The sequence below is a fragment of the Acetivibrio sp. MSJd-27 genome, from assembly GCF_018918095.1.
Lineage (GTDB): Bacteria > Bacillota > Clostridia > UMGS1840 > HGM11507 > HGM11507.
In genome coordinates this window covers 31,357-58,274 of record NZ_JAHLPV010000006.1, presented here as the reverse complement: position 1 = coordinate 58,274, position 26,918 = coordinate 31,357, and the positions used below count along the sequence as shown (strand labels likewise).

Annotated in this window: 29 protein-coding genes; 4 read left to right on the top strand and 25 right to left on the bottom strand. The window is 40.2% G+C overall.

Features of this window, described 5'->3' with window-relative positions; translation table 11 throughout:
* Positions 1-30: 30 nt before the first annotated feature.
* Complete coding sequence (locus tag KQI32_RS03710) at positions 31-711, bottom strand: DUF6320 domain-containing protein (protein ID WP_216424021.1); 681 nt, start codon at positions 709-711, stop codon at positions 31-33.
* On the bottom strand, positions 708-1,982 hold the full coding sequence (locus tag KQI32_RS03705; protein ID WP_216424020.1) for an alcohol acetyltransferase: 1,275 nt from the start codon (positions 1,980-1,982) through the stop codon (positions 708-710). Before KQI32_RS03705 ends, KQI32_RS03710 begins: the two co-directional genes overlap by 4 nt.
* 310 nt (positions 1,983-2,292) lie before the next feature.
* On the opposite strand from KQI32_RS03705, the gene KQI32_RS03700 reads away from it, so the two are divergent.
* On the top strand, positions 2,293-3,843 hold the full coding sequence (locus tag KQI32_RS03700; protein WP_216424019.1) for an SPOCS domain-containing protein: 1,551 nt from the start codon (positions 2,293-2,295) through the stop codon (positions 3,841-3,843).
* A 271-nt stretch (positions 3,844-4,114) separates the two neighbouring features.
* Here the strand turns inward: KQI32_RS03700 and KQI32_RS03695 are convergent, their stop codons facing one another.
* The 20 genes from KQI32_RS03695 to KQI32_RS03600 all read right to left on the bottom strand — a co-directional run bounded on the left by KQI32_RS03695 (position 4,115) and on the right by KQI32_RS03600 (position 21,917).
* On the bottom strand, positions 4,115-4,651 hold the full coding sequence (locus tag KQI32_RS03695) for a 2-oxoacid:acceptor oxidoreductase family protein (protein ID WP_216424018.1): 537 nt from the start codon (positions 4,649-4,651) through the stop codon (positions 4,115-4,117).
* Positions 4,644-5,396 carry a thiamine pyrophosphate-dependent enzyme gene (locus KQI32_RS03690; protein WP_216424017.1) on the bottom strand — a complete coding sequence of 251 codons (753 nt, stop codon included), beginning with the start codon at positions 5,394-5,396 and terminating at the stop codon, positions 4,644-4,646. Before KQI32_RS03690 ends, KQI32_RS03695 begins: the two co-directional genes overlap by 8 nt.
* Positions 5,396-6,457 (bottom strand): 3-methyl-2-oxobutanoate dehydrogenase subunit VorB, encoded by a 1,062-nt coding sequence (locus tag KQI32_RS03685; protein WP_216424016.1) that lies wholly within the window; start codon positions 6,455-6,457, stop codon positions 5,396-5,398. Before KQI32_RS03685 ends, KQI32_RS03690 begins: the two co-directional genes overlap by 1 nt.
* Positions 6,458-6,476: 19 nt before the next feature.
* Positions 6,477-6,683 (bottom strand): 4Fe-4S dicluster domain-containing protein, encoded by a 207-nt coding sequence (locus KQI32_RS03680; RefSeq protein ID WP_216424015.1) that lies wholly within the window; start codon positions 6,681-6,683, stop codon positions 6,477-6,479.
* 17 nt (positions 6,684-6,700) lie between these two features.
* Positions 6,701-7,366, bottom strand: coding sequence for an ATP-binding protein (locus KQI32_RS03675; protein WP_216424014.1), 666 nt, complete (start codon positions 7,364-7,366; stop codon positions 6,701-6,703).
* Between the two features lie 104 nt (positions 7,367-7,470).
* Positions 7,471-7,863 carry a SoxR reducing system RseC family protein gene (locus KQI32_RS03670; RefSeq protein WP_216424013.1) on the bottom strand — a complete coding sequence of 131 codons (393 nt, stop codon included), beginning with the start codon at positions 7,861-7,863 and terminating at the stop codon, positions 7,471-7,473.
* A gap of 1 nt (position 7,864) precedes the next feature.
* On the bottom strand, positions 7,865-9,547 hold the full coding sequence (gene recN / locus KQI32_RS03665) for a DNA repair protein RecN (RefSeq protein WP_216424012.1): 1,683 nt from the start codon (positions 9,545-9,547) through the stop codon (positions 7,865-7,867).
* A 13-nt stretch (positions 9,548-9,560) separates the two neighbouring features.
* Positions 9,561-10,034 carry an arginine repressor gene (gene argR, locus KQI32_RS03660; protein WP_216424011.1) on the bottom strand — a complete coding sequence of 158 codons (474 nt, stop codon included), beginning with the start codon at positions 10,032-10,034 and terminating at the stop codon, positions 9,561-9,563.
* A 2-nt stretch (positions 10,035-10,036) separates the two neighbouring features.
* On the bottom strand, positions 10,037-10,885 hold the full coding sequence (locus KQI32_RS03655) for an NAD(+)/NADH kinase (RefSeq protein ID WP_216424010.1): 849 nt from the start codon (positions 10,883-10,885) through the stop codon (positions 10,037-10,039).
* A gap of 13 nt (positions 10,886-10,898) precedes the next feature.
* A complete protein-coding gene (locus tag KQI32_RS03650) occupies positions 10,899-11,702 on the bottom strand; it encodes a TlyA family RNA methyltransferase (protein WP_256443629.1) in 804 nt (267 codons plus the stop codon).
* Positions 11,699-13,543, bottom strand: coding sequence for a 1-deoxy-D-xylulose-5-phosphate synthase (dxs, locus tag KQI32_RS03645; RefSeq protein WP_216424009.1), 1,845 nt, complete (start codon positions 13,541-13,543; stop codon positions 11,699-11,701). Before dxs ends, KQI32_RS03650 begins: the two co-directional genes overlap by 4 nt.
* A 22-nt stretch (positions 13,544-13,565) precedes the next feature.
* Entirely contained in the window at positions 13,566-14,138 is a 573-nt protein-coding gene (locus KQI32_RS03640) for a hypothetical protein (RefSeq protein WP_216424008.1), read from the bottom strand.
* 1,048 nt (positions 14,139-15,186) lie between these two features.
* On the bottom strand, positions 15,187-15,636 hold the full coding sequence (locus KQI32_RS03635) for a divergent PAP2 family protein (protein ID WP_216424007.1): 450 nt from the start codon (positions 15,634-15,636) through the stop codon (positions 15,187-15,189).
* A 31-nt stretch (positions 15,637-15,667) separates the two neighbouring features.
* Entirely contained in the window at positions 15,668-16,549 is an 882-nt protein-coding gene (locus KQI32_RS03630) for a polyprenyl synthetase family protein (RefSeq protein WP_216424006.1), read from the bottom strand.
* 15 nt (positions 16,550-16,564) lie between these two features.
* Positions 16,565-16,801 (bottom strand): exodeoxyribonuclease VII small subunit, encoded by a 237-nt coding sequence (locus tag KQI32_RS03625; RefSeq protein ID WP_216424005.1) that lies wholly within the window; start codon positions 16,799-16,801, stop codon positions 16,565-16,567.
* Between the two features lie 10 nt (positions 16,802-16,811).
* A complete protein-coding gene (xseA, locus tag KQI32_RS03620) occupies positions 16,812-18,011 on the bottom strand; it encodes an exodeoxyribonuclease VII large subunit (protein ID WP_216424004.1) in 1,200 nt (399 codons plus the stop codon).
* Positions 17,999-18,919 (bottom strand): hypothetical protein, encoded by a 921-nt coding sequence (locus KQI32_RS03615; protein WP_216424003.1) that lies wholly within the window; start codon positions 18,917-18,919, stop codon positions 17,999-18,001. Before KQI32_RS03615 ends, xseA begins: the two co-directional genes overlap by 13 nt.
* Positions 18,919-19,332 carry a transcription antitermination factor NusB gene (nusB, locus tag KQI32_RS03610; RefSeq protein ID WP_216424002.1) on the bottom strand — a complete coding sequence of 138 codons (414 nt, stop codon included), beginning with the start codon at positions 19,330-19,332 and terminating at the stop codon, positions 18,919-18,921. The genes KQI32_RS03615 and nusB overlap by 1 nt, the downstream gene beginning before the upstream one ends.
* Before the next feature lie 75 nt (positions 19,333-19,407).
* Positions 19,408-19,776: an Asp23/Gls24 family envelope stress response protein gene (locus KQI32_RS03605; protein WP_216424001.1), complete on the bottom strand. Its 369-nt coding sequence runs from the start codon at positions 19,774-19,776 to the stop codon at positions 19,408-19,410.
* Between the two features lie 14 nt (positions 19,777-19,790).
* Positions 19,791-21,917 carry a glutamine synthetase III gene (locus KQI32_RS03600; protein ID WP_216424000.1) on the bottom strand — a complete coding sequence of 709 codons (2,127 nt, stop codon included), beginning with the start codon at positions 21,915-21,917 and terminating at the stop codon, positions 19,791-19,793.
* 307 nt (positions 21,918-22,224) lie between these two features.
* On the opposite strand from KQI32_RS03600, the gene KQI32_RS03595 reads away from it, so the two are divergent.
* Positions 22,225-23,061 carry a bifunctional 2-polyprenyl-6-hydroxyphenol methylase/3-demethylubiquinol 3-O-methyltransferase UbiG gene (locus KQI32_RS03595; protein ID WP_216423999.1) on the top strand — a complete coding sequence of 279 codons (837 nt, stop codon included), beginning with the start codon at positions 22,225-22,227 and terminating at the stop codon, positions 23,059-23,061.
* Positions 23,062-23,392: 331 nt separating this feature from the next.
* On the opposite strand, the gene KQI32_RS03590 is transcribed toward KQI32_RS03595, so the two are convergent.
* Positions 23,393-24,247, bottom strand: a complete 855-nt coding sequence (locus KQI32_RS03590; RefSeq protein WP_216423998.1) for an AraC family transcriptional regulator — start codon at positions 24,245-24,247, stop codon at positions 23,393-23,395.
* A 432-nt stretch (positions 24,248-24,679) separates the two neighbouring features.
* Here KQI32_RS03590 and KQI32_RS03585 point away from each other — a divergent pair, with 432 nt between their 5' ends.
* On the top strand, positions 24,680-25,009 hold the full coding sequence (locus KQI32_RS03585; RefSeq protein WP_216423997.1) for a DMT family protein: 330 nt from the start codon (positions 24,680-24,682) through the stop codon (positions 25,007-25,009).
* 13 nt (positions 25,010-25,022) lie between these two features.
* Complete coding sequence (locus KQI32_RS03580; RefSeq protein ID WP_216423996.1) at positions 25,023-25,871, top strand: phosphatase PAP2 family protein; 849 nt, start codon at positions 25,023-25,025, stop codon at positions 25,869-25,871.
* On the opposite strand, the gene KQI32_RS03575 is transcribed toward KQI32_RS03580, so the two are convergent.
* The gene (locus tag KQI32_RS03575; protein WP_216423995.1) at positions 25,868-26,095 is read right to left on the bottom strand and encodes an acyl carrier protein; all 228 of its coding nucleotides are present in this window, start codon (positions 26,093-26,095) and stop codon (positions 25,868-25,870) included. The two genes, KQI32_RS03580 and KQI32_RS03575, sit on opposite strands and share 4 nt — an antisense overlap.
* 10 nt (positions 26,096-26,105) lie before the next feature.
* Positions 26,106-26,915: an acetyl-CoA carboxylase carboxyltransferase subunit alpha gene (locus tag KQI32_RS03570; protein WP_216423994.1), complete on the bottom strand. Its 810-nt coding sequence runs from the start codon at positions 26,913-26,915 to the stop codon at positions 26,106-26,108.
* Between the last annotated feature and the right edge of the window lie 3 nt (positions 26,916-26,918).

Sequence of the window (26,918 nt, the reverse complement as noted above, 5' to 3'; positions counted from 1 at the left end):
CTCCGTTTCTCCGACCTAAAGGCTATTAATTTAATAATGAAACCGATGTTTCAAATCTTTTTTCAGCTGTTTGCTGGAAAAGACAAACATCGCAATCAAAGAAAGAACAGCGCTCAGAGCACATACTGCGCTGGGCCAAAGTATTTTGGTGACTTTACATACGAATAGTAATACCGGAAGAAAACCCATAGCTGTCATAGCAATCGCATAGCCGATATATTCGTTCCACATCTTTTTTCTCGAAAAAAAGGCTGTCATCATGGAAAGGATAGATGCTGTGAGCAAAAAAGGAATCGCCCAGTTTAACGACCATCGATGATAGCCTGAATTGGCATCAATAATATATAGTAACAAAGAAATACCAACTGTCTGTAAAATAAGCTTCGCCCCTTTTCGCGAAGCGGATAAGATGGTATTGCCAATCAAAAGCCATAGATAAAGAACCGCTGCCACCACATAGAGAAACCAAAGTTTATGTCTGGCCTGTTCATAGGTTAGAAGATTGACAAAGCCACTGATCAAGCAGAGCGCTATCGAGAGAAAAAGACAGATTCTGTATGATAGGCGCTGCATTTTCTTTAAGCGGGGCGTTTCATAATCAGGATACCAGCGTTCCTCCCTGTCTTGCTCTTTCCTCATTTTCTGGTGGCATAAAGGACAGCTTGCCAAATTTTCTGATACAAACACATGACAATTGCCACAACGATTCACTCTTCCATCCCCCAATCATTAGAATACACCGTAATATCCAATCCTGTCTCATCGGCAAGAAAGCGAAAAAAGTATCGAATGATATCCGTTTCAGCGATATTGCGGGTAAACGTGATATTCAATTTGTCATTCATAGAAAGAATACTGCAATTTACAGGACTGTTTATAGTAGGATATAAAATAGCCTCTCCAAAATCAATATCCTTTTTCATCTCTTCTGGAACTAAAATATTCCCCAAATTTGTCAATGTTGCTGTTCTTCGCTTTTCTGCTCGATTTTTAAAAGATAGCTTCAATATAAATTGCTTAATAAATAAGGGCACAAATTTTACCATTAAATTTTTTTCCAGTCGGACGTTTTCTGCTATCGCCCGTTCTAAAAATTCCTGCTTTGTTTTTTCTTTCATTTGGCAGACAACTTCCGCTAAAATTTTTTCAAAATTCAATTCCTGTCTTGCCGGAACGCTGATATAAATGACGCAAAAAAAGTTACGCAGGGTTTTGGATGGAAATTTCTTTCTCAAATTAACCGGCACAGCAATTGTAATAATATCATGATAAATACCATATCTCATGTTTTGAGCATAGATAGAATACAGAAAGAGCGCCACCAGATATTCCGTTATGGTTGCATTCTTCTGTTTCGCGGCTTGATTCATTCCGGAAGCAGACAAAACACCCTGTATAACATTATGACCAAAAGGTTCTAACGGTGTCCCTTCAATACGAAAAGCTTTTTTTAGCTTCTCTTCTTTGGAATACTTAATGCCCCGATCATATTTTAAATAGCTGTCTTCCATTTCATATTTGCTTATCATACTTTCCGGCAGACGGATTAAGTTCTGCGCTTCTATTTTTCTGCCGCTGAGAATAAGATACTCGTATACGATTGTTTTCAAAAATTCTAAAGCCCCTGTTCCGTCGGTTAAGGCATGAAACACCTCTAGGGAAATTCGTTTCTGAAAATACAGTACTCTCAGAAAGTGTCCATGATTTTGATGCGGATGTATATCATGACAGGGATATTTGCTTTCCTTCTGTACCAACAGAATCATCTTATTTTCATCAAAAAAATTCCAAAATAGTCCTTTGCGAATTTTGACACATAGCATAGGAAAACGCTTTACTGATATATCAACCGCATTTTGCAGCAATGCGGGATCGATTCTCTCTTTGAGGATAATCGATACACGGAAAGTAGCACTGTTTGATGAATTCGCCACGGCTGGGAATAGCTTCGCCGCATTATCAAGCATATAGTATGTGTCCAATTCTATTCCCTCCTTCTTTATATAATTCTTATGTACCTTTAATGGCATAATATCCAATTTCAGTATCCGGATTTATTCCGTATGAGATGTCTAGACATCCTATATAAGATGCCTTGCACATATTATACCACAATTTGCATAAGGAAAAAAGAGTATTTTTTCTTCTTTTTCTTACTGTCATATTTTCGTTGCGGACAGCATACCTATTCTATAAGAAAAAGGTTGGTGCTTCCGTTGAAATCTTATGAACCTGTGCGGGGGCGGAAGCTGTTATGAAAAGCCGGCGCACAGCGGCAGAATGGAGTAAAAAATGAGTGCAGTAATTTCTTCTGAAAGTATGAAAACATCAAAAACAATCGCGGTGGATTCCAATAATGTTATCTGTGAATGGGACATCATCGTGCCGGATTCCAAACCGGATATCGGTTCGGTTTTAAAAACGGATACCTATGCGGATATCACCAGCTGTGAAGTGATGCAGGATCGGGCTGTAGTAAACGGAGTGTTAAAGCTCAATATTCTTTACATTTCAGCGGAGGAGGAAAGCCCTTCTGTAAAATCAATTGAAACTTCTCAGAATTTTTCACACGTAATGGAATTAAAAGGGCTTCGACAAAATATGGATCTTGCTTTGGACGCTTCTGTCAGTTCTTCCAGCACCAATGTAATCAACAGCAGAAAAATAAATTTTGCATCTACCATATCTCTGGATGCCTGTGTACAGGATCAGAGTGAAATGGAATTTGTCTGTGAAATGGAGGATGAAAACATCCAAACATTATCTAAGGAACTGAAAACCTATAAAACAGTATGTGAAGGGCAAAATGAAATTGTATTGCGGGAAGATCTGGAAGTCCCCATGGGAAAACCATCTATTTCAGATATTTTAAAAGTTGATGTCAAATTGGCCAACAAAGAAGTAAAACCGATCAATAATAAAATTGTGGTAAAAGGAGAACTCAGTGTTGCAACGCTATATAACGGTGATATTGAAGATACAGGACTGCAGTATATGGAGCATGAAATTCCCTTTACTGAAATTTTGGATGTGGAAGGTATGCAGGAAAACTGCGAGTGCGATACTGATTTTGTCGTAGCAGATCTTCAGTACTTTGCACAGGAGGACGAAGAGGGGCAAAAACGCCAGCTTTGTTTGGAAACAAAATTGAAACTGAGCACAAAGTCCTATGAAAATGTAACTTTTCATGCAATTGTAGATGCCTATTCTACAAAATACGAAATGGAGATTGAAAAAACGGACTACAGTATCGATGAAATAGTAGGAGATATCAACACGCAACTTTTAAACAAATCAGATGTTCATTTTGATGATATTCCAAGCATCAGCAAAATCTATAGCTTTAATGCAAATCCTAAGATAGATGCAATTTCCGTTACAAATGGAAATATTAGAATTGAAGGAACTGTTCAAACAGATATTCTATATACATCAGCAAATGCCGAAAAACCGATTTACAGTGTATCAAAAGAAGTTCCGTTCGTTAACAATCTTCCCTGCGATGATGCCAAAGCAGGTACGGAATGTGAAGCAAAAATTGATTTGATACATTCCGGTTATAACATAACAAGCGACTATGATATAGAGCTTCGAACCACTTTAGGGTTCCGCGCAAGACTGAAAAATACCTCTAAGAATAATTTGATTAAGAGTGTCAGCATTGATGAAGAGAAGGCATTGGTGAAAAAACGTCCGAGTATTGTTATTTATTTTTGCAGCGAAAATGAAAATTTATGGGATATCGCAAAAAAATATAAAACGACAGTAGGCGATATTATAGAAGCCAACGGCCTCTCAGGTGATAAGGCTGTCGTCTCCGGGATACAGCTTTTAATTCCATAAAAGACATAATAAAACTTTTTAAAATCATCTCCGCTATAATTTGACATAATATTATAAAAATATTAAATTAGTTTATTTAATCAGTATTTTAAATGATGTAAAGCAAAATAACTTTTCAGCAAAAATCAATAAAATAAAGGGAGCTGTACAGAATGTACAGCTCCCTTTATTTTATAACATAGGAAATTGCGCAGAATCGTGCGCAATTGCATGTTTCAAAAAACAGCATACGAAGTCCGACTGCGTTTTTCGGCATGAAAAACTTTTTTATTTAAGCATTATATTCATAGCCTTTTTTTATGGCTGTCTGATTCAATTCCAAAAGCTCCGGTTTAGACGCTGGAACCAGCTTTTTCACAGCTTCCAGTACTTCTTCCAATGTGAATACACCAGTTTCTTTAATCATTTTTCCTGTAATAATCATATTTGCAAGTTTACTGGCATTGATATCATCGGCCATCTTAGTCGCAGGAATTGCAATATATTCAATGTCTGCTCTTACGGGTTTCACATCTATCAATGTACTGTCATATATCATTTTTCCGCCTTTGACAATACTGTTTTCGAACTTTTGGAAGGACGGTCCATTCAACGCAATCACTTCCGTTGGTTCAACAACAACAGGAGAACCTACCAAATCATCTTTTAATATAATATGGCAATTACAGGTTCCGCCTCGCATTTCAGGCCCATAGGAAGGCAGCCACGAAACCTCTTTGTCCAGCATCATTCCGGTATACGCCAGTAATTTACCGGCAAACAGAACACCCTGTCCGCCAAAACCTGCGATTACAATTTCATTATTCATTGTTTTCCGCCCCCTTATCTTTAAATACGCCCAGCGGATAGTGTACCATCAAATTGTTTCTCAGCCATTCCAGTGCTTCCACCGGAGACAAGCCCCAGTTGGTAGGACAAGTTGACAGAACTTCAATCAAATTGAAGCCCTTTCCTTCGATTTGATATTCAAAGGCTTTCTTAATAGCTTTTTTGGCATTTTTAATATTCTTTACATCGTCTACGGAAACCCGTTCCAAATAGGAAGGACCCTCCAGAGTGGCTAGCATCTCACAAACTCTGATTGGATAGCCTTGCGTTTCAATCTTTCTTCCGTAGGGGGTTGTCTGGGTAATCTGCCCCACCAAGGAGGTCGGTGCCATCTGGCCGCCTGTCATACCGTATATTGCATTATTGATAAAAATAATCGTAATGTTTTCGCCTCTTGTTGCCGCATGAATCGTTTCTGCCGTGCCGATGGCAGCCAAATCACCGTCTCCCTGATAGGTAAAAACAATATTATCCGGATTTGCCCGTTTAACACCTGTTCCAACAGCCGGCGCGCGCCCATGAGCTGCCTGTACCATATCACAGTTAAAATAATTATAAGAGAAAACGGAACAGCCAACCGATGCGACGCCAACTGTTTTCCCCTCAATTCCCAGTTCATCCATTACTTCTGCAACCAAGCGGTGAACGATACCATGGGTACATCCGGGACAGTAATGAAAAGGCACATCTGTCAGTGCATGTGGTTTATCGAATACTGTTTTCATTATTTGATACCTCCCGCAACTTCTTTGATTTTTTCCAATATTTCAGTTGGCTGAGGGATGATACCTCCGGTTCTACCTGTGAAGTAGACCGGCGCTTTGCCATTTACAGCAAGTCTGACATCTTCCACCATCTGACCCATGCTCATTTCTACTGAAATAAATGCTTTTGCCGTAGAAGCGATATCGTTGATCGCTTTGGCTGGAAACGGCCAGAGGGTAATCGGTCTAACCAATCCAACTTTAAGCCCCTCTGCTCTGGCTTTTATCATAGCATTCTTCGCTACTCTTCCGATTGTGCCATAAGCAACCAAAACAATATCCGCATCTTCCACGGAATCCGTTTCATATTTCACTTCATTTTCCAAAATATAATCATATTTTTTCTGCCGTGCAATAACCGTATCTTCCAATTCTTTGGGATCGATATACAGGGAGTTGACAATATTGTGTTCCCTCTTCATATTTGTACCGCTACAAGCCCATGTTTTTTCAGGAATTTCTCTTCCTTTATGCTCGCCGAATACAACCGGCTCCATCATCTGACCAAGCATACCATCTCCCATTATCATAACAGGAAGGCGATATGTATCGGCAATATCAAATGCTTCAAAGGTTAAATCTACACATTCTTGAATAGAGGAAGGAGCGAGGACAACCAGATGATAATCACCGTGTCCACCGCCCTTTGTGGCTTGAAAATAGTCGGACTGCGCCGGCTGAATTCCTCCCAGACCAGGGCCGCCCCTTACGATATTTAAGATAACACAAGGCAAATCAGCACCTGCAATATAGGAAATTCCCTCTGACTTCAGACTGATGCCGGGACTTGACGAGGATGTCATTGTTCTGACACCTGCGGCTGCAGAGCCGTATACCATATTGATTGCCGCCACTTCACTCTCGGACTGTAAAAACAGACCGCCTACCTTCGGCATCTTCTTGGACATATATGCAGATACCTCTGTCTGAGGGGTAATAGGATAACCATAGAAATGCCGGCAGCCAGCTCTGATTGCGGCTTCGGCGATTGCCTCATTCCCCTTCATTAATAACTTTTCCATAACAATTCCTCCACCTGTTCTACTTTTTTACGCGGATGACAACGTCCGGACAGATTGTTGCACAAAAACCGCATCCGATACATTTATCCTGCTCGATCACTTCTGCCGGATGAAACCCTTTTATGTTCAGTTTATCTTTTGATAAATGGACAATTTTCTTGGGACAAGCGGTTGTACACAATCCACAGCCTTTACATGCATCCTGGTTGATAATTACCTGCGCCATATATTCACACCTCCGATTTATTCCTGCCAAGGCATAACCATAAATTTATGCAGCGGCATAACTTCGTGTTCTGTATGCTTTTTATATTCCTCCGCCAAATCTTCTTTGACAGTACTCCAAATAAAAGGCACATCAAGTTCTTTTGAGACTTCAAGGACAACTTTTTCACCGTCTTTGATATCTTCTATCCGCGTATCCGCGGCAATATTGGTATTGTTGATCAACCCTGTGGGTTTCAATCGAGATTTCTCAGCAATGCCTAATAGAATTATTATAATATTTTCTTTCGTCTCCGTCAAGGGGCGTTTGGTATTTATAACAACAAACATGTCATACGAGTCATTTTGAAAATGTGAAAAGTATTGCCCCAAAGCAGTTGCACCGTCGTCATCTCCTCCGACATCAAAAATTACCTTTTTAGATTTGTTGGCAAATACCTTGTACACATCAGACGGCAAAGTCATCATTTCTACATTTGTGTTTGCAAATAATGGCGAGATCACTTCAATCCCTTTTTCCTGCAAAAAAATTTCCGCATCCTTCGTGCGGTAATACGGATTGACAATGTCCAGGTCTACGATCACAACCTCTTCCCCCTGCTCTTTCAACTTCAGCGCATAATTGATTGCATTTTCCGTTTTTCCGCTTCCATAGTGACCTGTAAATATCGTAATTCGTTTCATCTGCTGTACTCCTTTCAAGTATCATCCAAAAAATTTTCGGTGAAAATTTTGATTTTTCAGCGAAAACAAAAGATACCCCCTGCTGCAGAAACAGTCCTTTTTCTTTAATTGTGAATAATATCGGTGATCTCACTGTCTATTATCAACTTTTTTTCGCATTTCTTTAACACAAAATAAAAAAATCCTACCAGAACGACAGAAAAGCAAATAGAGAACATTGGTTCTAAATATCGCGAAGACACCAAATATACTGTAATAAACACCAAAATGGGTAAAAAATATAAAATAAAAGCAGATTTCAGTACCTGTCTGCTGCAAGAAGTTATTCTTACAACATCACCGCATTTGGCTCCCATAGGATTTTTCACAACCGTTAGGATTTCCCTATTGCCACAGGCATTGCAGGCGGCACAGTTTCCCCCGCAGGAGCTTTCCCGCACTACCTTGACAACAGCGGTTCCATCATTCACTTGCTTTACCAATCCGTAAGTTTCCATGTCATTTTTCCCTCTTATACATCCTGGAAAGTGCAAGCATCTCACCGGCATTTTCCAGGGTAGAGTCAGTAATTTTTACGCCGCCGATGATTCTGGCGATTTCCTGTACCTTTTCCGCTTCGTTAAGGTGTGAAACCGTTGTAAGCGTCTCATCCGCAACCACATTTTTTTCAATTAAATAATGATGATCGGCCATTGCAGCAATCTGAGGTAAGTGAGTAACGCAAAGTACCTGACGATTTTTTGAAACTTTATAGAGTTTCTCAGCAATCTTCTGTGCTGCCCGACCGCTGACACCGGTATCAATTTCATCAAAAATAAGAGTCTCTGCACCATCCTGCTCAAAAACTGCTGATTTGATTGCCAGCATAATCCGTGACAACTCTCCACCTGATGCAATTTTAGACAGCTTGTCCATGTTTTGTCCCACATTGGCACTCAGCAGAAATTCAATTTTTTCCTGCCCGTATTCTGTAAATTTCTTGGTATCTTCTATCATGGAAAAAGAAACATGAAACTTGGTATTGGGCATATTCAATTCCGACAATTCGGACATAATCTGCTGTTCCAGTTTGACCGCTGCCTTCTTACGGGATTCTGTCAGGATTTCCGCTGTATTTTGAAGCTTTTTTTCAGCCTGAGAATACAACACCTTTAACTCGGAAAGCTTTTCATCTAAATGAAGAATGCCGGAAAGCTCTTCCTTTGCCTTCATAAGATATTCTTGAATATAAGCCAAACTTCCGCCATAACGTCTTTTCAGATCATTTATCAAACTAAGTCTAGCTTCTATCTCATTGACTTCCGCTTCATCGTACTCAAACCCATCGCGGTAATGCCGGAGAGATTCCGCTACGGACTCCATATTATAATACACATCATAAGCGCTGTCTTTTATCTGATTCAAAGAAGTATCATAACGGCTGGCCTGTTCAATACACTTTACCGCATCCCCCATATCCTCATATGCATTTGCCGAACCATATAAAAGCTCATAAGCTCTGCTCACATTCTTTAAAATATTCTGTGCGTTAGACAGAATATTTCTTTTTTCTGTCAGCTCTTCTTCCTCATTCGCTTTTAAATCAGCTGCTTCAATCTCTTGTATTTCAAACTCCAGCATTCTCTGCCGGCGTATTTTTTCTTCTTCATCAATATGAAACTTGCTGAGTTCTTTTTCTATTTGTCTATATCGGTGATAAGCTTGCCGGTAATCATACAGCTCTTTTTCGTTGTTGCAGAATTCATCTAGGATATGTAAATGTTTTTCCGGATTCATCAAAGATTGATTGTCATGCTGTCCATGAATATTTACCAAGGAATCTGCAATTTCTCTCAGAATAGAGGCCGTAGCCAATTTCCCGTTTATCCTTATCGTGCTCTTTCCGGAAATATTTATTTCACGGTAGAGCATCAGCTCCCCCTCCTCACAGGGAAAACCATTTTCTGAGAGATAATCCTGCACTTTTTCCTGCACCATAAAAATAGCTGAAACACTGGCAGACTCTTCACCAGTGCGTATCAAGTTTTTTGACACGCGGTTGCCTAAAATCATATTGAGTGCATCGATAATAATCGATTTACCGGCACCGGTTTCCCCGGTTAAAATATTAAGACCTTTATCAAATTCAATCTGAACGCTTTGGATTACCGCAATTTGATGGATTGTAAGGCTTACCAGCATAACTATCCCTCTCTCAGTTCGAAAAATTCAATAAATTTTTTAGCTTTTCAGAAAGTTCTTTGGCTTTCACTTCACTTTTCGTGATGATCATAATGGTGTTATCGCCGGCAATTGTGCCCATAATACTATCATCATTCAGAGCATCCAAAACAGCTGCAACCCCCTGCGCCATACCCTCCAATGTTTTTATAACAACCAAATTCACCGCATAATCAACCGATAGAACCGTATCATTAAAAATACTGGTCAATCGGTTCATCGCATGGCTGGCCGGATTTGTGTTTCTTGTCTCCAGATATCCATATTTGCTGCCCTTGCTGTGTTCGGATGGTACTTTCAGCAGCTTTAGTTCCTTGATATCGCGGGATACCGTTGCCTGCGTCACCTTGAAACCCATTCGGTTTAAATATTCAGAAAGTTCTTCTTGTGTTGTAATCTCCTCTTTTTTTATCAAATCGAGTATTGCACGTTGTCTTTTTATTTTCACGTTCAAACACCTCTTTCCGTCAATTTCTCTTTCAAAATAGAATAAAAATTTTTGTCCGTAACGCGAAGTAATTTCGTGGTGTATTCCGCCTTCTCTATGATAATGCTGCTGGAAGGAGGAACGATAATGTTTTCCATTCCATCCACACTGATAAAAGCGGTCGCATTATATGCCTCATCTAATCCGACTTTGACCTTTCTTTGCCCGCTTATAATCAACGAACGGGATTTGATGGAATGGGGACAAATGGGCGTTGCAATAATCAAATCGGTGCTCGGTTCAACAATAGGGCCTCCTGCAGAAAGAGAATAAGCAGTGGAGCCGGTTGGCGTCGCCAAAATCAGACCGTCGGCAATGTATTCTTCCACACATTGATTTTCCACATGAATATTAAAATGAATCATCCTTGGCATTGCACCTCTGGATATCACAATATCATTCAGACCATAATAACATTTTGATTCCCCGTCAGATAAGATGGTGCATTTTAACATCATGCGCTCTTCAATTTGATACCGACCATGAAGCATACGCTCTAATATTTTTAAATCTTCCTTTTCCAGTTCCGATAAAAATCCCAGATGGCCGAAGTTAATTCCTAAGATCGGAATGCCGTGAATTGCTGCATCCTGTGCGATTTTTAAAAGAGTTCCATCCCCTCCGAGCACAATGATTAAATCCACAATCTGATAAAATTTTTCAGCCGATACCATGTTAGCAAACGGTTTCTTTGGCAGCTCACAGCTAAAATAGATTTCTTTATTGTGATTATGAAGCATTTCAATCAGATTGTCCAAAATGTCAATCTGGCTTTCGCTTTTTAGAATAATTCCAACCTTTTTAATTTCCATTCTGCTATCCGTCCTATAATTCCGTATGAGATTTCTCGACAACGCTGTCCATTGCGGAAAGATCATACATTTCTTGGCCTTCCCCTTTTACAAGATGTATCAGATATTCTATATTGCCTTCCGGTCCTTTAATAGGAGAAAAATCAAAACCGGTGACGGAAAAACCCGCTTCCACTGCAAAGTCCGCTATCATATGGCACACTTCCTTGTGAACGGATAAGTCTCGTACGACACCTTTTTTACCGACCTTTTCTCTTCCCGCTTCAAATTGTGGTTTGATTAATGCCACAATCTCTTTTCCATCGTTCAGGAGTTCTTTTAAAACCGGCAGTACCAATTTTAATGAGATAAATGCCACATCAATAGAGACAAAATCCAATTCATCAATAATCAAAGCGGGATCCAGATAGCGGATGTTTGTCCGTTCTAAATTGACAACACGGTCATCTGTGCGCAGCTTCCACGCCAACTGACCATATCCCACATCAACGGCATAAACTTTTGCCGCGCCATTTTGAAGCATGCAGTCCGTAAATCCGCCTGTAGAAGCTCCTACATCCATACATATTTTCTCATTTAAATTCAGGGAAAAACACTGCATTGCCTTTTCCAGTTTATGTCCGCCGCGGCTGACATATGGATCCCGCTGTCTCACCGTTATCTCAGAATCCACAGGAACCGCCATGCCAGGCTTGTCAAATTTTACTTCACCGATATATACATTTCCGGACATCAGAATGCTTTTGGCTTTTTCACGGCTTTCCGCCAGTCCTTTTTCAACCATCAGCACATCAATCCTGGCTTTTTCTGTTTTCAAGCAAAAAGCACCTCTTTCATTTCTGAAAATACAGATTCGCTGTCCAATCCGCAAACCTTATGAAGCTCCGAGACACATCCGTGTTCAATAAACGCATCTGGAATACATTTAAGAAGCAGTTTTGTATTGGGAATATCCTTTATACAATCTAAAACAGACTGCCCCAATCCACCGCTTTTTACATTTTCCTCAATCACGACCATTCTGCCTGTGCTCCGGGCATACATTTGCATCAAATCAACATCCAAAGGTTTAATGGAACGAACATTAATTACAGCCGAATAAATATTTTCCTGACGAAGACGGTATGCGGTTTCCAATGCTACGGAAACCATCCTACCTTCCGCTACAATAACCGCGTCCTCCCCGTCCAGGAGCACGACGCTTTTTCCGGTTTCTATTGGAGGACATTTGGGCAGAACCGCTCCTTCTCCGCCTCTTGGATAGCGGATAGCCGTCGGCGAGTTCATATACTGCACCGCATATTCCAACATCATTTCCAATTCCTGAAAACTGGCAGGAGATAAAATGGTTAAATTCGGAATATGGCTAAGATAAGACAAATCAAAAATTCCCTGATGTGTCTCTCCGTCTTCTCCGACCAATCCCGCCCGATCGACACAAAAGACTACATGTGTATTCATCAAGGCTACATCCGTTAAAACCTGATCATAACCTCTCTGCAGAAAGGAAGAGTATACTGCAAAAACAGGAATGCATCCTCCCAATGCAAGACCGGTAGCCAAGGATACTGCATGCTCCTCCGCAATTCCTACATCATAAAAACGTTCCGGATATAGGCCGGCAAACGCACTTAATCCGGTGCCGTCAGGCATAGAGGCAGTGATGGCTGTGATACGCGAATTCTGCTGGGCAAGTGCACAAAGTTTTTCCCCAAAAACAGAGGAATAATTTTTCTTCTTCGTCTTTGCAATACCGCAGCTGGAATCAAAAGCAGGCACTCCGTGATATTTTTCCGGTGCAATTTCCGCCGGCAGATATCCCTTGCCTTTTTTGGTGATTACATGAATCAAAACCGGATGTTCAATATGTTTTACTGCTTGAAAGACATCGCACAGTTCACTGATATTATGTCCGTCATAAGGGCCGTAATAGGAAAAACCCAGTTCTTCAAATATTGCCCCTGACACCAAAACATGTTTCAATACATTCTTTGTATTATGAATCAGTTTTTTCAATTTCGGTGTATTTTTAAACATATTCTCAATGGAATTTTTTGCATCCAGATAGCGGATCGTTGTACGAATTTTACTCAGATAGTTTGAAATTCCGGTAGTATTTTTGGAGATTGACATCTGATTGTCATTGAGCACAACTATGACATTGTCTCTGCCTTGTCCCGCATCGTTCAACGCCTCATAGGCCATTCCGCCGCTCAAAGCGCCATCCCCGATCAGAGCAACAACTTTACTTTTATTTCCTGTCAAATCAAAGGCGCGGCGGATTCCGAGCGCAACCGAAATAGAATTAGAACTGTGTCCTGTATTTAAGGTATCATATTCACTTTCATAGGTTTTTGGAAAACCGGAAAGTCCTTTATATTGGCGAAGAGTAGAAAATTGCTCTTTACGCCCCGTCAAAATTTTATGAACATAACTTTGATGTCCCACATCAAAAATAATTTTATCCTGTGGAAGCTGAAAGGATTTATGTAAAGCGATGGTCAGTTCCACCACCCCCAAATTGGAGGCAAGATGTCCTCCGGTTTCCGATACGGATTGAATCAGAAACTCCCTTATCTCTTCACAAAGGGCAGGAAGCTGCTCATCGCTTATTTTCTTTATATCATTTGGCTGGTTTATAAGATCTAATAATTTCATTTTTTTAAACAGTTTCCTTATCTTACTTTTTCCCAAAGCCGAACAAGCTTAAAACATTTGCTGCAAAATGAACAATATAATAAGATTTTTTTATGGCAAGAGATTTTCCCATTGCCTTGCCGCCGACTGTCAAAGCCGCAACCAGTGCGGTGACGATCATGCCCGGAACAATATCGGATTTTGTATGAAATGCATTCACAATATATATAACGATCACCGCTGAGGTAGAGCCGCTTATAATTCCGGCGATATCCCCCACAACGTCATTGCAGAAACTCGATACCTTCTCTGCGTTACGAATTAACCGAATTGCAGCTTTCGCTCCTTTTTTCTTTTTGGAAGCCAAGGCGTGAAACGGTGTTTCATCTGCCGCTGTAACCGCAATCCCAATGATGTCAAAAACAATTCCGACTGCGATAATAGACAACAAAATCAGTCCGGCAAATACAATATTTAAATTCTCGGTCAAACTATTCGTGACAAAGGACATTGTGATAGATATGACAAAAGTCATGGTAACCACTAAAGCAATCCATGACGCATTACTTTTTTTCTTTTTTTTCTTTTTGCACGTACTGCCATCGGTTTTATCCAACCAGTCCCACCTCTTCAAATTTATAATGAAATAATATCTTTTCTGGCTCTCCGCTTCTGTGTGCGGCGGTGAATCGCTTTCTTTTTCAGCAGGAGTTCTATCTCCTGCTGATTGAATGAATGATAGGGAATGCCCCTTATTGAATCAGATAATAAAAAGTAGACGGTGATAATTTGTGTAAAGTTTGTGGCTTAGGTCAAGTAAGATTTCCTAAAAGAGTGCCGCCCGTTGCCGTAGCGGTGGTTCCCCATTAAACCCTTTTTTGCATAGTCGCCTGATGCAAAACTTGATCACCACTTAGTCCACACTGCAATCCACAAATTACTTATAAAACAGTCTAGAAGATTTCCTCAACGACTTTCATCGAATCTTAGCCTCTTTTGCAAACATGGTTTCAATGAGCGATAACCTCTGCCTATAGGCCTCTAGGCAGAAATCTGATCTCACGTCCCCCATATCCACTTCAAGGCAGGCTACTCTACTCACAGCAGAAACACCGCATAGTAGGTTCTTATCCTAAGTCGTAGCCTCCTCCTTGCGCCCAAAGGCACAGAAGAGAAAGGCCACAAGCTTAAGTCTCCACGGAAGCAGGTACGAACTTCACATGCCATTGCGAAACGCCCCGCAACCTTAACTCCCAGCATCCACCCCAGACTGGGCGTCCAAAGCGGACACCAGGAACTTCATCGATATGCCCGACAGCGGATTTTTAGGCCCGCCTTCGAAATCGAATCAGCCGACTAGAATACTGCACCGTCTAATTTACAATTTATTATACCATAAATCTGCCGTCAAAACGAAGTTTTGAGTGCGCGAAAACGTTCGCGCCGTTGTCATGTTTGACAACACAGCAGTATTTTCGGTGTAATCAAAATCATTTTTGCATTTTATAAATACAAAAAGCTTGCTTTGCAAGCAATTGAAAAGATTTCTATCTTTTCAATTTGATTTTATTATACCATATTGTCTAATGAAAAGCAACCGCCTGCACTTCCTATTTTTTAACAAATGGCCTCTCTGCACTGAAAATTGCAAGTTTTTTCAACAGCTATAAAGGAAAGACAAGACCGATTGCAATACCCAAAATTGCCCCCATCAATACCTGCAAAGGTGTATGCCCAATCAGTTCCTTTAAACGGTCTTCCATCAGCATATCAGAATCAGGAAGCCATTCTTCTACAATCATATTTATGGTTTTCGCCTGCTCTCCGGCTGCTCTGCGGACTCCCATTGCATCATACATAACAATAACCGCAAATGCCAAAGCGAGGGCAAACGTCGTGGATGAGATTCCATCTGCTCTGGCAACCATAACAACCAAAGTCATAACCAACGAAGAATGTGAACTTGGCATGCCGCCTGAGCCTACAAATCTCTGCAAATCAAACTTACGGTTCGTTATCAAAACAAAAACAACCTTTAATGCCTGGGCAGTGAACCAACTCAAAAGTACCGCCATCAATATAGAATTTGAAAAAAATTCAATGATATACTTCATTTATTATCCTCACCCGGGATAAAATCACCCGTTATTTTTTCCTGTTTAACAGCCATAAGGCTAGTTCCTTTAAAAAATCCGCTCTCTCTTTAAAAAGATCCAGGCTTTTTATAGCTTGCTCCGTCAGCTGCTGATTCAAATTTTGACATTTTTCTAATCCAAACAGAGAAACGTAAGTAGTTTTATGATTTTTCTCATCGCTGCCAACCGGTTTTCCCAGTTCACTGCTTGTGGATGTTACATCCAAAATATCATCTTGTATCTGGAAAGCAAGACCCAGCAGTTTACCAAACTCTCTCAGATGTGCTGTCTCTTTTTCATCTGCCCCGCCGAGTACAGCACCGGCTCCGCAGGATGCAGAAAGCAATGCGCTGGTTTTCAATTCCTGCAATTTTTCCAATTTCTCAGCGGAAATTTCCTTTCCTTCACTTTCCATATCGATAACTTGACCGCCGATCATGCCTTCGCTGCCAGCATAGAAAGAAATGATTTCTCCCGCTTTCATCGCTCTCGGATGAGAGGAAGAAAAAATTTTCTCATAAGCTCTGTTAAGCAATGCATCCCCTGCCAAAACAGCCATTGCTTCGCCAAATTTCACATGACAGGTAGGATTTCCTCTCCTGAGTTCATCATCATCCATACAGGGCAGATCATCATGAATCAGGGAGTAGGTATGAATATACTCCATCGCCGCACAAAAAGGCAAGGTTTCTTCCGTATTATCGGAAAACAGCTCATAACATGCCATCAGAAGAACCGGGCGAATGCGTTTTCCGCCGCTTTGTACACTGTAATTCATAGCCTTGTAAACTGTGCTGTAATAGCATTCTTCTCTTTTCAGATCGCTTTGAAGATATCGATCAATTTTAGCCCGTTTCGTCTGCCATTCCGATTGAAATGTTTGCATATCCATAATAAAACTCCGTTCTTATACTCCGGATCCTTCCGGAAAATCTGTCTCTTCTATCGCATCTCCGTCTTTCACCAACAGCTTCACTTTTTTTTCAGCCGTTTCCAGCATTTTTTGCATTTCTTTTGTCAAAGCAACTCCGCGCTCAAACAAAGTGATGGATTCATCCAGGGCAGCCTCTCCCCGTTCCAGTTTAGCTACAATGGATTCCAATTCCTCCATTCCTTCCTCAAAGGTGACTTTTTTTACAGACATATTCTCTCCCTCATTTCTCAATATCATGAACGACACATTTTGCTTTTCCGTCATGAAAGGACAGATGTAGAATGTCCTTTTCATGTACTTTGGCAATACTATCAATGACCTGTCCATCTTCTTTTTCCACAAAAGAGTACCCTCTCTTTAAAACCTGCAAAGGGCTGAGAGAATCCAGTTTCGAAACATTACGAATAAAATTTTGCTGTTTTTCTTTCAGTGTTTTCTCAAAATATAAACTCATTTTCAGAGAATAATCGCTGAGACGTTGTATTTTATCTTCTATTAACAGCATTGGATGACTCAAAAAACGATTTTCTGCGGCATGCTTCAGCTTCGCCTTTTTCACATCGACAGAACTTTTCAAAGCGTTCATCAATCTCACGTGGGAGATTGAAACATATTGAATTAGCTCTGTGATATCAGGAACCGCAAGCTCTGCCGCCGCAGACGGCGTGGGAGCCCTCAAGTCCGCAGTGAAATCTGCAATCGTAAAATCTGTCTCATGCCCTACTGCAGAGATCACCGGAATTTCAGAATCAAAAATCGCCCTTGCCACCATCTCCTCATTGAAACACCATAAATCCTCGATAGAACCTCCGCCTCTGCCCGCTATAATTGTATCCACTTTCTGTACTTTATTAAAGTACAAAAGCCCTTCCACAATCGTATATTTTGCTTCTTCGCCCTGTACCTGAGCGGGAAAAATGTAAACTTGGCATATGGGATAGCGGCGGGAAATAACATTCAGAATATCCCGAATCGCCGCACCTGTCGGGGAAGTTATAATGCCGATTTTTTCAGGATATTTCGGGATCCCTTTTTTTAACCGTTTGTCAAACAGCCCCTCCTTGTCCAATTGATCCTTCAATTGATTGTATCGGATATGAAGAGCACCTATACCGTCTGGCTGCATCTCGTTGATATAGAGCTGATAAACACCGTCCCTTTCATAGACAGATACCCGTGCATTGACGATCACCTTCATGCCGTTTTCCGGTGCAAATTTTAATTTGGAGGCAGCGCTTCGGAACATAACCGCTTTTACAACACCGCCCTCATCTTTCAACGTCATATAGCAATGCCCAGAAGCATAATGCAGTTTAAAGTTGGAAAGCTCCCCCTTTATATATACATTATTTAAAAGTTCATCATAGTCCAGCAGCGTTTTAATGTATTTATTCAATTGTGATACTGTTATGATCTGCATGATTGCCGCCTTTCTATTTGAGCTCCCAGCATACTGAGACCTACAGCGTTGTCAGAGGATAATTCCAGAGACGCGAAGTGAATGTGCTCTTCTTCCAGAAGCTTCCGAATGATAGAATTTGCAGCCACACCGCCAGAAATGACAACCTGCCTTATTCCATATTTTCTTTGCGCTGCATTCACCCAATCTTTTGTGAGTTCACCAATTGTCCGAAACAGAACCGACACCTGTTGTCCCGGGGGCAAAGCCGAAATTTTATTCTCCAAGCCTGATATATTAAATTGGAGATCCTCTGACATTTTTACACGAATTTTTTTACAATCTGCAGAGATTTCTCCTGCGTTATCCATATGTTTTCCGCAAGGAAACGGATACCCCAAGGAAACACCAATCCGGTCAATAAGCTGTCCAAAATTCAAGTCCAATGTCCCGCCGATCTTTTCAATATGCATTCCGCCGCATTGTCTGTGAACCTTTAGTAATTCCGTCGTTCCACCAGAAAGATGAAGGGCCAGAAAAGGAACTGAAACTTCTTCCGTTCCGTATAAAGCGGCCATCACATGACCTTCTTGATGGGAAAATGTTTGAAAAGGGATATTAAGAGATGCGGCAATTGCCTTCCCGTAGCCCGTTCCGACAGTGAAAACCGGCATATAAGAGCCTTCTAGCCTTCTTGGCCAAGCGCTTACATTGACGGAAGAAATCGTTTGAAGGTTTCCACGGAAAGACTCCAAAAGTTCAGGCAGATTTTTATTGTGTTGAAAAACCGCTTCACTCTGCCGAAGACCGCGGTCGCCTGATTTTACCGCTAATACTTTTCTTTCCTGCACATATGTATTCTTCTCATCATTATAAAGCGCTATCGATGTGGTATAGGCACTTGTGTCGATTCCCAGATGAAGTGCCATTATCCTTCTCTTCCCCGGACAAAAGAACCTAAGATCCCATTGGAAAATTTCTTCGACTCCTCTGAATCAAATTGTTTTATAATTTCAACCGCTTCATTGATTGAAACATTTTCAGGCACATCCTTCTGAAAAAGGATTTCATAGATTGAGAGACGCATTGCAGCAAGCGCAGCACGCGATATCCGCTCCAGACGATAACCTTTCGAATAAGTTTCAATGATTGAGTCGATTTTTTCCAAATTTTCTTCCACACCCAAAACAGTCTGTTCAATGTACTTAAGATTCTCCGGTTCCAGCTCGTCCTTATCAATCACTGAGTTGATATTGTTAAGCGCTTCTTTCGCCGTATACTTGGTAAACGGCAGGCTAAAAATAATATAGAAGGCATATTCCCTTAATTTTCTTCTGCCCATAATGATCCTCCGCTTCCTAATTCACTCTGTATATTATACAGCATTTTACGAAAAAAATAAACCCTAAAAAAGGGTTTATTCAGTTTCCTCGACATATATTTCCTCGACAAGAACGTCAATATTTTTTACTTTGATACCGATCATATTTTCAATTGCATCTTTTACTTTTTCCTGAACCGCTGTAGAAACGGAAATGACATTGCTTCCATAATCCAAAACAACACTGATCTCCAAGGAAAGCTCGGTTTTTCCTTCAAACATAACCTTGACACCGCTTACCTTCTTTGCACTCTTATTTAGAAAGCCTACGGATCTTTCCAGCGTCATAGAATGAACGCCAGGTACTTCAAGAGTCGCCTTTTCTACCATAGCTGCGATTACATTTTGTGCCACATTTACATTTCCGCTCTCCGCAATAAACTGATCTAAATTCTTCTTTTCCACACAGCTCACTCCTTTTAATCAATATAAAACAGCATATCTGAATAAGTCGGCAACGGCCAGATATCCTTTGATACAATCTTCTCCAGTTCATCACCTGTTTTCCGCAAAGCCTCCATAGCAGTCGCTACCTTGTCACGGTATGCGCATGCCGTTTCATAGGTACCGCTGACAACGTTCTTTGCAAATTCGGTTTCCTTCTCCAGAACCTCAATCTGGCTGCTGAACAGATTCATCAAGCTATTTGCTTTCTTTAATAGTTTCTCCTGTTCTTCCATATTTAAATCAAGCCCGGTGCTTTTCATCTCATTTAATGATACAGCGATCTCTTTTGCAAAACGCATAACAGCAGGTAAAATCTCTCTTCTTGCAATTTCGATCATGGTGAGAGCTTCGATATTAATTTGCTTGATATAAATGTCTGTATATATTTCATAACGGGCATCAGACTCCACACGGCTCATAACGCCAAACCGCTCCAGAACCCGGATATTTTTTTCCACTTTGTAAGCCATCAATGCGTCAACCGTATTTGTGATATTGGGAAGTCCTCTGCTTTCTGCCTCTTTCACCCAATCGCCGGAATAACCGTTGCCGTCAAAAATAATCTGTTTATGATTTTTCACAATGTCACGAACCACACGGTTGACTTCTTTTTGAACGTTTTCCGCCTTTTCCAGACGGTCTGCAATCTGACTTAACGCTTCCGCCACAATAGTGTTCAGTATGATATTAGGACCGGATATAGACGCGCTGGAACCAACCATACGGAATTCGAACTTATTTCCTGTAAACGCAAAAGGTGAAGTGCGATTTCTATCCGTGGAATCTACAGGAATTTTGGGCAAGGTAGATACGCCTATTTCGATCACTCCAGAATTTCCTGCTTTGGAATCCTCCGGATCTTTTTCCTCAATTCGACGCAATATTTCTGCCAGCTCTTCTCCAAGGTAAATTGAAATAATGCTGGGAGGAGCCTCATGTCCGCCTAAACGGCAATCATTTCCGGCATTTGCCGCCGATGCCCGAACCAAATCAGCATATTCATCCACCGCCTTGATCACAGCACTCAAAAATACCAGAAACTGCGCATTATGTTGTGGAGTATCTCCCGGATCAAACAAACAGAAGCCGTCATCCGTCTCCAAGGACCAATTATTATGTTTGCCGGATCCATTGATTCCCTGAAAAGGTTTTTCGTGAAGCAACGCTACAAAATCATGGTGGCTCGCCACTTTTTTCAAGGTTTCCATAATCAGTTGGTTATGATCTGCGGCAATATTATTGGAAGCATAAATCGGCGCGAGTTCATGCTGGGCAGGCGCAACTTCATTGTGCTTTGTTTTTGCGGTCACCCCCACTTTCCAGAGTTCCACATCCAGTTCCTTCATAAACATTGCAACCCGCTCTTTTAAAGCGCCGTAATAATGATCTTCCATCTCCTGGCCCTTTGGAGGCATAGAACCAAAAAGAGTTCTCCCTGTAAAGATCAAATCCTTGCGCTTTGCATAGCATGCCTTATCAATCAAGAAATATTCCTGTTCTGCACCAACACAGGTGAGAACCTTTTTCGACGAGGTGTTTCCCAATGCGCGCAAAACCCGCAGCGCTTGAGAAGAAACCGCTTCCATAGAACGAAGCAACGGCGTTTTTTTGTCAAGAGCAACCCCTGTATAGGAATAAAAAGCAGTTGGAATGCAGAGGGTGAGACCTGCCTTATCTTCTTTTAAAAACGCAGGAGAGGTACAATCCCAAACAGTATAACCTCTTGCTTCAAAGGTTGCGCGCACTCCTCCAGATGGAAAGGAAGACGCATCCGATTCACCTTTTACCAGTTTTTTGCCTGAAAGTTCATCTATCACGCCGCCGTCAGCCGTTGGCATCAAAAAAGCGTCGTGTTTCTCGGCCGTTACACCATTTAAAGGCTGAAACCAATGGGTATAATGGGTTGCTCCTTTTTCCACCGCCCAATTTTTCATAGCGTTGGCAACCACATTTGCCACCTCTGGTTCCAAAGGTTTGCCCAAAAGTATTGTTTTCTTTAAAGAAGAATAAATATTTTTCGGCAGCCTTTCCTTCATAACCCTGTCGTCAAAAACATGAGTGGCGAATATATCCTTTACATCAACGTTTTTATAATCCATATGTCTCCTTTTCCCCCTGTTTTATATCTACTACAATATCATAACATTTCAGGCCATATTTTTCAAACATTTTTTTGTGTTTCACCATCGGTCCTATCATTTTTGTAGAAATGATAAATTTTTTTTGATTTTCTTTCAAATTTTTTACCATTTGCTTCTTTTTTATGGTATAATAACCTCACGAAACAAAACGAAATCAGAGATTTCTGTGTTTCGGAGAACAATTGTATCATGCCACTTTCCAATATGTGGCTTGTGACCATGGTATACTATAAAATCAAATTGCAAATGTTGGAGTGAAAAACCTATGGTAAATTTGTTAAAACGTTGGAATAAATGCTTTAAACCTGTTGTTCATCCCTTTAACTTAAACAATGACGGCATAAAAACCTATTCTATGTGGCAATATGAAAAGGGAGAGGATACGATAAAATTTTATCTGGATTATCTCTCAAAGGATGAAATGTTTCGCGACAAAGAAATCCTGGACATCGGCTGCGGAGCCGGTGGAAAATCTCTTTACTATGCATCCTGCGGTGCAAAAAAAGTAACCGGTGTTGATATTGTACCCAAATATGAACAAGATTCTATGGAGCTTGCAAAAAAATTAAATCTTCAAAACAAATTTCAATTCTTTATAGCTGACGCTTCAAAGCTTCCTTTCCCATCCCACAGCTTTGATACAATTATCATGAATGATGCGATGGAACATGTGGCTCAGCCGGAAGCAGTTTTAAGAGAAGTGATGCGCGTTTTAAAAAAAGGCGGAAAAGTTTTTATCAATTTTCCTCCCTACAATCATCCCTTCGGAGCGCATTTAAGCGATGTGATTTTTATCCCATGGGTTCATCTGTTTTTCAGTGATAAAACCTTAATCAAAGCTTATAAAGAGCTTGTTAAGGATCTGCCCGACGGTGAAGAGCGCATTTCTTTCCGTATTTCAAAGGATCAAAAAGGCAGAGAATACTTTTCTTATATCAATAAAATGACTTTGAAACGATATAAAAAAATATTGAACAAATTACAGCTCACTCCTGTATATTATAAGGAAGTACCTTTGAGGGGATTCTTGAAACCAGTTGCAAAGCTTCCTTTTTTCCGAGAATACTTCGTTAAAATGGCAGTCAGTGTTATAGAGAAATAGCAAAGGGGAAAAATCCGTCCGGTTTAGATGATAGAGAGTGGACCGCCACATACCCCTGCACTTATTAAATTCCCGCCTTTTCGGATTGTTAGTCTTGCAAGACGTCAGACGTGTTGCACCCTTACGCGCAGAAAATTTACTTGTATAAATTCATTATTGTGTTCAACTTCCTAAATACTTAAGAGCAATGTTCGCTTTTGATCCGTAAAAGCGTTTTTCTTATTCTTAAATAAAGCAGAACAGGTTGTGCTACATTTGATACGGCACAACCTGTTTTTTCATACTTTTTAATAAGATGCTTTCATTGCCATTTAACAAAGAAAGAAATATTTTATTCTGTAATTTCCACATGGTTTAAATGAAAGTCCTTCTGTTTTCGAAAAACAGAAGGGGCTTGGCCCATATATTTTGAAAATACTCTGGAAAAATAGTATGCACTTTCAAAACCTGCTCGCAAAGCAATATCTGAAACAGACAGATCGGTTTCTTTTAACATAACCAAACTTTTTTCCAACCGGTACTGTGTCAGATACTGAAGCGGCGACATATTCAACTCTTCCATGAACAAACGGTATAAATGGCTTCTGCTCAAACCCACATGGCCTGCAATATCCGTCACCGAAATATTGAAATAATAGTTTTCAGAAATATAGTCAAAGGCTTTGTGTACATACAGCTTTTTATAATCTTCATCCTTTCCGGAACCCGAAGAACGCTCTATTATCTCTGAAAATAAAAGATAAAGGCAACCAATCATATGGGATTGCTGATAAGGATATAGCCCTTGTTTTTCTGTCATTTTCTCGATATACGGAACCAAGCAGTCTGGCAGATGCATAATAGGGCTTTCTTTTGTGAAATCCGTATTTTTTAATAGATCTTTTAATACCGCACCATTAAAATTAACCCAGTGAAATATATAAGGGATCGTAAAAGTATCAATTGTTGCCAATGAATTCGGATAGATAAGAACTGCATCACCGGCTTTTGTATGGAACTCGTTTCCAAGTACAGAATAACTGCCTGTACCTTCCAGCACATAGTGCAGTGTATAGTATTCAACCGGCTTAGATTCCCAATGCCAAGGCTTTTTATAGGTGTTTTTTCCAACGGAAAAAAGGTTTAGTGATACGTTATAGAGACGCTCTGTTAAAAAACCATAATTCTGTTTTTCGTAGATTGCCATCTTATTCTTCCTTTCAGCACCAAAGCTATAAATAACTACTTGCACAATTATCTATTTTCTTTATTATCCCATTTCTTTTTAAAAAAAGCAATCAAATATCGATATTTTATGAAAAATCACTGCATAATAGAAAACACTTTTACAAATCAAAAATCGCCATAAAAGCGTCCCAACCTCACTAATATTGTACATTTTCTGAAAATCTTAATAAATTTAATTGACAAACTAATTGTAAACAGCTATAATGTCTTATATAGCGATAAAAACCCCTTTATTGCTGTATAAAATGAATTCGAAATCCCCACTGAGTTCATTTTAAGCTTACTCCTTTATGGAAAGGCCGCTTTTTAGTGGTCTTTTTATTTGTGTTAAAAGAAATTATATGATATACTTACTTTAAATAAACGAAAAAAGAAAGAGTGCTGTTTTAAAATGTACTGGACGATACTTCTGCTTTTCATCTCAAATATTTTTATGACGTTTGCCTGGTATGGGCATCTGAAATTTAAATCTGCTTCCCTCTTGATTGTGATACTGTGCAGTTGGGGAATTGCCTTTTTTGAATATATTTTTCAGGTTCCGGCAAACCGCATCGGTTCAAACTATTTCACCACCGCACAGCTTAAAATTCTTCAGGAAGTTATCACATTGATTGTGTTTTCTCTGTTTACCATCTTCTATTTAAAAGAAAGGTTTACCTGGAATTATGTGTTTGCCTTTCTGTGCATGGTAGGCGCTGTATTCTTTGTATTCAAGGGTTAGGAGGTGTTTTAAATTGATCGCTTTTATGCAGTGGATTCAAAGTTTTTCGACTCCTGCTCTGGATCAATTTTTTCTGTTAATCACAAACCTGGCAAATGAAATGCTGTTTGTTTTTTGCGTTGTAATCCTATACTGGTGTGTCAGTAAAGAAAAAGGGCTTTTGCTGGTGTGTTCTTTGGTTTTCAGCATTTTCATCAACATTGATTTGAAGCACATATGGAAAGAATCGCGCCCTTTTTCTTACAGCGACATAATTCGAAAGGATTTGAACACCAGTTATGGTTATTCTTTTCCAAGCGGTCACTCACAAATGACAGCATCCTTTTTCACTTCCCTATGGCTGCAATTCCCTTCGCGTATTCTTCTGATTTTCGGAATTGTTATGACACTGTTAATTGGGTTTTCCCGAATTTATCTAGGTGTACACACTCCGCTGGATGTTTTCTGCGGAATTTTAATTGGTATTTTTCTTATCATTGCAGTACAATTGCTGATGAAAAAAATACTTAGTAACAAAAAATACTGGATGCTGTATCTGTTTCTCATACCAGGTCTCCTTGGTATTGCGCTTACGGACGATCCTGACATTTTAAAAGTGTCTCCTCTGTTCTTAGGCTTTTTATTGGGTTTTTCGCTGGAACAAAAATTTCTTGATTTTCAAGTGAAAGCAAAACTTTCAGAACAGATCCGGAAGGTGACAAGCGGTATTTTGATATTGGTGTTTATCCAATTTGGCCTCAAATTAATTGGTGATTTCTTCTGGCTGAATCTAATACGGTATTTTCTGACCGGTTTTGCTATCACATTTATCTGTCCTTATCTCTTTCAAAGATTCAAAAAAATAAGGGTTAGTAAAAACTAGCCCTTATTTTTTATCAAATAATTCTCTATATCTTTTACCGTTTTAACCGGTTCAAATTCTTCGTCCTTGATATCGATATGAAAAGCATCTTCAAAAGCCATCATCAAATCTGCATAGTCCAGAGAATCTGCTCCTAAATCCTCCTGCAGTTTTGTTGTCCTGGAAATGTTGTCTTTTGAAACATGAAAATGCTCTGCAAGAACCCTTTGAATCTTTTCAAACATTTCCCGTCACCTACATTTCTTCAAACATACCGATGGCACGGTATTTTTCATATCGTTCTCTCAGCAAATCGTCTATGCTTTTCGTTTCCAGCTTGGCAAGCGTATCCTCCAGATAACGTTTGATATTTTCGGCGGTTCCCTCCACATTTTTGTGGGCAGCGCCGTCCGCCTCCTCAATAATTGCATCACACACGCCAAGTTTATATAAATCTTGCGCAGTGATACGCATCATATTTGCCGCTTCCTCTTCACGGGTAGGATCTTTCCATAGAATTGATGCAAAGCCGCGAGGTGAAATGACAGAACAAATTGCATTGGAAAGCATCGCAAATTCATCACAAACACCTAACGCAAGTGCACCGCCAGAGCCTCCTTCCCCCATCACAATACTAACAACAGGTACTTTCAGATCAGACATTTCCAGCAAATTTTTTGCGATTGCTTCTCCCTGACCGCGCTGTTCCGCTTCGATGCCGCAAAAAGCCCCTGACGTATCAATAAAGCAGATAACAGGACGATGAAATTTTTCTGCCTGCTTCATCAAACGAAGCGCTTTTCGATATCCCTCCGGGTGGGGCATACCAAAATTTGTTTTTTTATTTTCATTGATATTTTTTCCTTTTAAATGACCGATAACAGTCACAGTCTGTCCTTCAAACACACCGATCCCGCCCAAAATTGCCCTGTCATCGCCATATAGGCGGTCACCATGCATTTCATAAAATTCGTCAAATATCAACGGAACATAGTCCTTTAAATTCGGCCGTTCCTTATGGCGAATGAGCTGCAATCTTTCGTATGCTGACTTTTGATTTGCCATTTC

Coding starts and splice junctions, on each gene's coding strand:
- KQI32_RS03585 (WP_216423997.1), top strand. CDS start 24,680: ATGTACTGGACGATACTTCTGCTTTTCATCTCAAATATTTTTATGACG.
- nusB (WP_216424002.1), bottom strand. CDS start 19,332: ATGGGCAGAAGAAAATTAAGGGAATATGCCTTCTATATTATTTTTAGC.
- KQI32_RS03680 (WP_216424015.1), bottom strand. CDS start 6,683: ATGGCGCAGGTAATTATCAACCAGGATGCATGTAAAGGCTGTGGATTG.
- KQI32_RS03615 (WP_216424003.1), bottom strand. CDS start 18,919: ATGGCACTTCATCTGGGAATCGACACAAGTGCCTATACCACATCGATA.
- KQI32_RS03630 (WP_216424006.1), bottom strand. CDS start 16,549: ATGGATATGCAAACATTTCAATCGGAATGGCAGACGAAACGGGCTAAA.
- recN (WP_216424012.1), bottom strand. CDS start 9,547: ATGCTGGTAAGCCTTACAATCCATCAAATTGCGGTAATCCAAAGCGTT.
- KQI32_RS03690 (WP_216424017.1), bottom strand. CDS start 5,396: ATGAAAACAGTATTCGATAAACCACATGCACTGACAGATGTGCCTTTT.
- KQI32_RS03695 (WP_216424018.1), bottom strand. CDS start 4,651: ATGAATAATGAAATTGTAATCGCAGGTTTTGGCGGACAGGGTGTTCTG.
- KQI32_RS03670 (WP_216424013.1), bottom strand. CDS start 7,863: ATGGAAACTTACGGATTGGTAAAGCAAGTGAATGATGGAACCGCTGTT.
- KQI32_RS03595 (WP_216423999.1), top strand. CDS start 22,225: ATGGTAAATTTGTTAAAACGTTGGAATAAATGCTTTAAACCTGTTGTT.
- KQI32_RS03600 (WP_216424000.1), bottom strand. CDS start 21,917: ATGGATTATAAAAACGTTGATGTAAAGGATATATTCGCCACTCATGTT.
- KQI32_RS03625 (WP_216424005.1), bottom strand. CDS start 16,801: ATGTCTGTAAAAAAAGTCACCTTTGAGGAAGGAATGGAGGAATTGGAA.
- xseA (WP_216424004.1), bottom strand. CDS start 18,011: ATGCAGATCATAACAGTATCACAATTGAATAAATACATTAAAACGCTG.
- KQI32_RS03655 (WP_216424010.1), bottom strand. CDS start 10,885: ATGGAAATTAAAAAGGTTGGAATTATTCTAAAAAGCGAAAGCCAGATT.
- KQI32_RS03570 (WP_216423994.1), bottom strand. CDS start 26,915: ATGGCAAATCAAAAGTCAGCATACGAAAGATTGCAGCTCATTCGCCAT.
- KQI32_RS03685 (WP_216424016.1), bottom strand. CDS start 6,457: ATGGAAAAGTTATTAATGAAGGGGAATGAGGCAATCGCCGAAGCCGCA.
- KQI32_RS03575 (WP_216423995.1), bottom strand. CDS start 26,095: ATGTTTGAAAAGATTCAAAGGGTTCTTGCAGAGCATTTTCATGTTTCA.
- KQI32_RS03590 (WP_216423998.1), bottom strand. CDS start 24,247: ATGGCAATCTACGAAAAACAGAATTATGGTTTTTTAACAGAGCGTCTC.
- KQI32_RS03675 (WP_216424014.1), bottom strand. CDS start 7,366: ATGAAACGAATTACGATATTTACAGGTCACTATGGAAGCGGAAAAACG.
- KQI32_RS03700 (WP_216424019.1), top strand. CDS start 2,293: ATGAGTGCAGTAATTTCTTCTGAAAGTATGAAAACATCAAAAACAATC.
- KQI32_RS03635 (WP_216424007.1), bottom strand. CDS start 15,636: ATGAAGTATATCATTGAATTTTTTTCAAATTCTATATTGATGGCGGTA.
- dxs (WP_216424009.1), bottom strand. CDS start 13,543: ATGAAATTATTAGATCTTATAAACCAGCCAAATGATATAAAGAAAATA.